Source organism: Knoellia aerolata DSM 18566, assembly GCF_000768695.1.
GTDB classification, from domain to species: Bacteria; Actinomycetota; Actinomycetes; order Actinomycetales; family Dermatophilaceae; genus Knoellia; species Knoellia aerolata.
This window is the reverse complement of sequence record NZ_AVPL01000111.1, coordinates 1-4,726: the sequence shown is the minus strand read 5'-3', so window position 1 is coordinate 4,726 and position 4,726 is coordinate 1. Positions and strand designations below refer to the sequence as shown.

Sequence of the window (4,726 nt, the reverse complement as noted above, 5' to 3'; positions counted from 1 at the left end):
CCTCGGTGACGGACTCCCAGACCTCGAGGCGGCCCTGGGGGTCCAGCCCCGTCGTCGGTTCGTCGAGGAAGATGACCCGGGGGTCCCCGATGAGGCTCATCGCGACGTCGAGCCGGCGCCGCATGCCGCCGGACCACGTGGACACGCGCCGCCCGCCGGCGTCGGTGAGCGAGAACCGCTCGAGGACGTCGTCCGCGATCCGGCCCGGGTCGTCGAGGTGGCGCAGCTGGGCGACGAGGACGAGGTTCTCCCGGCCGGTGAGGACGTCGTCGACGGCGGCGAACTGCCCGGTGAGGCTGATCGTCGCGCGCACCCCGGCGCCGTCCCGGGCGACGTCGTGCCCGTGGATGCTCGCGCGGCCGGCGTCGGCCGTGAGCAGCGTGGAGAGGATCCGCACGAGGGTGGTCTTGCCGGCCCCGTTGCTGCCGAGGAGGGCGACGATGCTCCCGGCATCGACCTCGAGGTCGACCCCGCGCAGGACGTCGACCTCGCCGAACGACTTGCGCAGCCCGGAGACCGAGATCGCTGCGGGGGTCGGGGTGGCCGTGGCGGCGGCGGTCACGACAGCGCCCTGCGGATGGTGACGTTGCCGTACCTGGTCACCGCCGTGATCGACGCGGTCGGCTCCGCCTCGCCCGGGCCGTCGGCCGCCGGCTGCAGCTCGCTGCGGACGTGACCGTGCTCCGACGAGACGTCGAGCTTCGCGGCGGTGCCGTCGAGGACCCCGATGTCGATCGTGCCGTAGCCGGTGGCCAGGCTCAGCGCGCCCTCACGCACGGAGTCGACCCGCATCTGCCCGTATGCCGTCCGCGCGTCGAGGCGGCCCGCGCTGCGGCCCACGGTGATGTCACCGGAGCCGGCGCGCAGCGTGGTGTGACCGCTGCCCTCACCGAGGCCGACGTTGCCGGCACTCGTGCTGAGGTCCGCCTCCTCGCTGACCCGGCGCGCGTCGACGTTGCCGGCCGAGGTGCGCAGGTGCGCGCGGGTGGCCTCCTCGACGCGGACGTTGCCCGCGGAGGTCTTGAGCCGGCAGTCCGCGAGGCGACCGGACGCCTCGAGGTCCCCGGCGGCGGTCTCGGCATCGAGGTGCGAGTCGCACGGGAGCTCGAGGAGCACGTCGACGGACGCCGGCCGCCAGATGGCGCCGAGGCCGCGGTCGCGCGGCACCGTGACGTCGAGGACGCCGTCCACGAGGGTCACGCGGGTGCGCTGCGCGGCCTCGACGTCCCCGGGGCGGTCCGGGCGGGACGGCGTGACGGTGACGGTGGTGTGCTCGGAGGGCGAGGCGACCGCGCGCAGGCTCCCGGCGTGCTGCCGGACGCGGGCGCGGATCGGTGCGGGGGTGTCGAAGGTGCTCACGGTGTGCTCCTGGGTGAGGTGGCGGGCGGGCACGGCGGGGTCACCGGACCCAGCCGGAGAGCCGCTGGCCGCCGCTGGGCGTCGCGGTCACCGCCGCCGGGGCCGACGACGTCGGGGTGGCGCCGCCGCGGACCGCGGCGGTGAGGGTGCGGACGAGGAAGGCGTTGACGGACAGCCCCTGCCGCGCGGCGGCGGCCTCGATGTCGGCCTTGAGCCGGTCCGAGGGCCGGAAGGTGATGCGGGAGGTCCCGCCCTCGGCGTCGTCCTCACCCCCGGCGGAGCCGTCCGAGGACGGGGGCGGCGTCGCGTCCGACGCCGAGGGCGTGACGACGAAGGCCAGCCCGCGCCCGGCGAGGCGGACGTCGACCGACCCGGGGGCCAGCGCGAGGCTGATCTCGGCCGCGGCGTCGACGACGGCCTCCTGCAGGGTGAGGCGCAGTGCGGAGTCGAGCGGGGCGACGAGCCGCTCGGCGACCGCCTCGACCTCGGGCCCACCGGTCGCGGCCGCGACGGCGAGCTCACGCTGGAGGGAGTCGACGTAGCGGCTGAGTTCCATGACGTCATGATGGCACCACTCTGACGTCACCGTCAACACCCCTGACGCCACGTGCCGGGCCGGCCCCGGACGCGCCGGAGGCGGGGTGCGCCGGAGAGTGGTCATCCGGGCGCACCCCGCCTCCGGGGTCACGCGTGGGTCAGAGGTTGCCGCGCTTGTCCTGCTCTCGCTCGATCGACTCGAACAGGGCCTTGAAGTTGCCCTTGCCGAAGCCGAGCGACCCGTGCCGCTCGATGATCTCGAAGAAGACCGTCGGGCGGTCGCCCAGCGGCTTGGTGAAGATCTGCAGCAGGTAGCCGTCCTCGTCGCGGTCGACGAGGATCTTGCGGGCCTTGAGCTCCTCGATCGGCACCCGGACCTGGCCGATGCGCTCGCGCATCTCCGGGTCGTCGTAGTAGGCGTCGGGGGTGTCGAGGAACTCCACCCCCTCCTTGCGCAGCTCGTCGACGCTGCGCAGGATGTCGTTGGTCGCGAGCGCGAGGTGCTGCGCGCCCGGGCCGCGGTAGAAGTCGAGGTACTCGTCGATCTGGCTGCGCTTCTTGGCGATCGCCGGCTCGTTGAGGGGGAACTTCACCCGGTGGTTGCCGTTGGCGACGACCTTGGACATGAGCGCCGAGTAGTCGGTGGCGATGTCGTCACCGATGAACTCGGCCATGTTCACGAAGCCCATGACCTTGTTGTAGAAGGTGACCCACTCGTCCATCTTGCCGAGCTCGACGTTGCCGACGATGTGGTCGAGGGCCTGGAAGAGGCGCTTGGGCGCACCGTCGCGCTTGGTGAAGGTCGAGGTGCGGGCGACGTAGCCGGGGAGGTAGGGGCCGGCATACGTCTGGCCGTCGATGGTGCGCTGGACGAGCGAGTGGATGGTCTCGCCGTACGTCGCGATCGCGGCGACCCGGACGGTCCCGTGCTCGTCGGACAGGGTCTCGGGCTCGTGGACGACCCGGGCGCCGGCGGCCTTGGCCTGGGCGATGCACCGGTCGACGTCGGGCACCTCGAGGGAGATGTCGACGACGCCGTCACCGTGCGCGGCGTGGTGCGCGATGAGCGGGCTGTCCGGGCTGACGGCCCCCTTGAGGACGAAGCGGATCGAGCCGGACTTGAGGACGAAGGCCTTGTGGTCGCGGTTGCCGGTCTCGGGGCCGGAGTAGCCGACGAGCTCCATGCCCCACGTGGACTGGTAGTACTGGGCGGCCTGGGTCGCGTTGCCGACGACGAAGACGATCGCGTCCCAGCCGGTCACGGGGAACCGGTCGGTGCTCTCGTCGTACTCGACGAGACCGACGAGCTGCTTGAGCTGGTCGAGGTCGAGGCCGGCCTCGCTCTCCTGCGGGGTGAGGTCGAGGTGGCTGGCGGTCTTCGCCGGCGCGGACGTCGTGGTGTCGGTCATGGTTGCAGGGTGTCTGACTCGCGCAGGATGTGCAACGGTATGCCGCCGCGCTGCGCAGTCTGCGCATGATGTTGCCGTCGATGGGGGTCAGGACCGACACTGTGCCCATGATCCGACCCGATGGCATCGACGTGCTGGACGCCCGCCTCATCGCGCTGTTCACCGAGCAGCCCACGGTCGGCGTGCTGGGGGCCTCCCGCCAGCTCGGCGTCGCCCGGGGCACGGTGCAGGCACGGCTGGACCGTCTCCAGGAGCGCGGGATCATCGCGTCGATGGGGCCGCAGATCGACCCGACCGCGCTGGGCTACCCCGTGACGGCCTTCTGCACCCTCGAGATCCGCCAGCGCCAGGGGCACGAGCCCGTCGTCGCCCACCTCTCGGCGATCCCCGAGGTGCTCGAGATCCACTCGACGACCGGCGCCGGTGACCTCATCGTGCGGATCGTCGCCCGCGACAACGCCGACCTCGGCCGGGTCATCGACGAGATCATCGACGACGTGCACGTGCTGCGCGCCAACACCTCGATGTGCCTCGTGACTCACCTCGACCACCGCACCGGCCCGCTCGTCGAGGCGGCGTCCCGACGCGGCACCGACTGACGCCCGACCCCGGTCGGGTCAGCGCCGCCCGACGAACCAGAGCCGCACCTTGTCGATGCGGGCCCCGACCTGGTCGGACGTCGCCGCCGCCAGCTCCGGACCACCGCAGGCCCGGCGCAGCTCCATGTGGACGTTGGCGTGCGGGGCGCCGCTCTTCTTCGCGTAGGCCGCGACGAGGGCGTTGAGCTCCTTGCGCTGGGCCGCGAGTGCCCGGTGCGCCGACACCGGGGCGGCCTCGGTGCGAGCCTTGCGCCCGGGGGCCTTCGACTGCCTGGCCTGCCGCTCGTGGAGCAGGACCGAGACCTGGTCGAGCTCGAGGAGCCCGGGGAGCCCGAGGTAGTCCTGCTCCTCCTGCGACCCGACCTCGGCGTGAAGGCCGAACTGCTGCGCGTCGAAGACGACGTGGTCGAAGTGCGCGTCCGACTCCAGCGCCTCGAAGCTCTCGTCCTCGAGGCCGACCGTGCGCTCGGTGCGGTTGGCGGCGGCGAGCAGGCCCTCCTCCTCCGCCCACATCGACGCCTCCCCGTCGGCGTCGCTCGGGCGGCTCAGCGCATGGTCGCGCTCGACCTCCATCGACGCGGCGTGGGCGAGGATGAACGGCACCGACGGCAGGAAGATCGACGCCGTCTCGCCACGCTTGCGGGCGCGGACGAACCGGCCGACCGCCTGGGCGAAGAAGAGCGGGGTCGACGTCGAGGTGGCGTAGACGCCGACGCAGAGCCGGGGCACGTCCACCCCCTCCGACACCATGCGGACGGCGACCATCCAGCGCGAGCTCGACGTGGAGAACTCCTCGATCCGCGCGCTGGACCCGGCGTCGTC

At 72.7% G+C, this 4,726-nt stretch carries 6 protein-coding genes; 1 reads left to right on the top strand and 5 read right to left on the bottom strand.

The window, feature by feature from the left end:
- The 4 genes from N801_RS18615 to hppD all read right to left on the bottom strand — a co-directional run.
- A partial coding sequence (locus N801_RS18615; RefSeq protein ID WP_035940808.1) for an ABC transporter ATP-binding protein occupies positions 1-562 on the bottom strand: 562 nt, incomplete at its 3' end.
- Positions 559-1,359 (bottom strand): DUF4097 family beta strand repeat-containing protein, encoded by an 801-nt coding sequence (locus N801_RS18610; protein ID WP_035940809.1) that lies wholly within the window; start codon positions 1,357-1,359, stop codon positions 559-561. The genes N801_RS18610 and N801_RS18615, both read right to left, overlap by 4 nt.
- 40 nt (positions 1,360-1,399) lie before the next feature.
- Positions 1,400-1,915: a hypothetical protein gene (locus tag N801_RS18605; protein ID WP_035940807.1), complete on the bottom strand. Its 516-nt coding sequence runs from the start codon at positions 1,913-1,915 to the stop codon at positions 1,400-1,402.
- Between the two features lie 139 nt (positions 1,916-2,054).
- Complete coding sequence (gene hppD, locus N801_RS18600) at positions 2,055-3,305, bottom strand: 4-hydroxyphenylpyruvate dioxygenase (RefSeq protein WP_035940806.1); 1,251 nt, start codon at positions 3,303-3,305, stop codon at positions 2,055-2,057.
- A 107-nt stretch (positions 3,306-3,412) separates the two neighbouring features.
- Between hppD and N801_RS18595 the strand changes: the two genes are divergently transcribed.
- Entirely contained in the window at positions 3,413-3,904 is a 492-nt protein-coding gene (locus N801_RS18595; protein ID WP_035940805.1) for an Lrp/AsnC family transcriptional regulator, read from the top strand.
- Between the two features lie 18 nt (positions 3,905-3,922).
- Here N801_RS18595 and N801_RS21195 read toward each other — a convergent pair.
- Positions 3,923-4,726 (bottom strand): DEAD/DEAH box helicase (locus N801_RS21195; RefSeq protein ID WP_035940804.1); only part of this gene is annotated, 804 nt, incomplete at its 5' end.

Bases quoted from the DNA above. Each gene is read 5' to 3' on its own strand.
- N801_RS18605 (WP_035940807.1), bottom strand. From the start codon at position 1,915: ATGGAACTCAGCCGCTACGTCGACTCCCTCCAGCGTGAGCTCGCCGTC.
- hppD (WP_035940806.1), bottom strand. From the start codon at position 3,305: ATGACCGACACCACGACGTCCGCGCCGGCGAAGACCGCCAGCCACCTC.
- N801_RS18595 (WP_035940805.1), top strand. From the start codon at position 3,413: ATGATCCGACCCGATGGCATCGACGTGCTGGACGCCCGCCTCATCGCG.